Source organism: Methanolobus psychrotolerans (assembly GCF_002243045.1).
Taxonomy (GTDB): Archaea; Halobacteriota; Methanosarcinia; order Methanosarcinales; family Methanosarcinaceae; genus Methanolobus; species Methanolobus psychrotolerans.
Genome location: NZ_MBKP01000103.1, coordinates 1 through 1,036 on the forward strand (window position 1 = coordinate 1; position 1,036 = coordinate 1,036).

A 1,036-nucleotide genomic window follows, 5' to 3' on the forward strand; every position below is an offset into this window, starting at 1 on the left:
TTCCGTCATAACTTACGTTATAGGAATCGCTAACATCTCCTGTACCTGCACTCCAGCTATGGTTTACCCAGAAATTACCTGTCGTGTTTGTGAAACTTTCTGGTGTTCCGGGTCTTGTAACTATGATAGTTACATTGCTGCTTAGGTCGCTTCCAGCAAGGTTGCTGGCGTTGAGACTTACATTATAGATACCTGCAACATTGTATGTATGAGTAGCAGGATTCTGCAGAGTGGAATTAGTTCCATCTCCAAAGTCCCAGAACCAGGATGTCGGAATGTTGCTGGAATTGTCTGTGAATTGTACACTCAGAGGATAAGGCCCCATTGTGATGTCTGCATTGATATCGGCAACCGGAATTATGACATCGTTTATGGTGATGTTCATTACCTGTGAATCGACTGATCCATAACCATCACTTACGTTGAATTCAACGTAGTAGGTTCCTGCATCACTGAGATCAGTTATCCATGAACCTTCACCAGTGCTTGTGTTGAAAGTATCGAACAGGGCACTATTGTTGCAGTCAAATATCGGTGTATCGCCGTCTGCATCTGTGGAGTTGATGTTAAAGGTGACATTTTCTCCTTCATAGACTGTGATGTCCGTTACATTGAGAATGCTGACAGCGTTGTTAGAAACCTGAACATTGTCACTGGCTCCTAGTGAAATTGTGGAATCTGTGGCGTTGTAGGCATAGACTGTTATGTTGGACCAGGCATGAGCAGAAAGTCCGGTATGATTGAAACTGTTTGTCGTATCGTTCAGCCAGGTTCCGTTATAACTTACGTTATAGGAATCGCTCACATCTCCTGTACCTGCACTCCAGCTATGGTTTACCCAGAAATTACCTGTCGTGTTTGTGAAACTTTCTGGTGTTCCAGGCCTTGTAACTGTAATGGTCATGTTACTGCTGAGGTCGCTTCCGGCAAGGTTGCTGGCGTTGAGACTTACATTATAGATACCTGCATCACTGTAGATATGAGTAGCAGGATTCTGCAGAGTGGAATTAGTTCCATCTCCAAAGTCCCAGAACCA

At 44.0% G+C, this 1,036-nt stretch carries 1 protein-coding gene; it reads right to left on the reverse strand.

Going from position 1 to position 1,036, the window contains the following annotated elements:
- Nucleotides 1-1,036, reverse strand: a 1,036-nt coding sequence (locus tag BB781_RS15195; protein ID WP_094229282.1) for a PKD domain-containing protein, incomplete at both ends; no start/stop codon positions are given.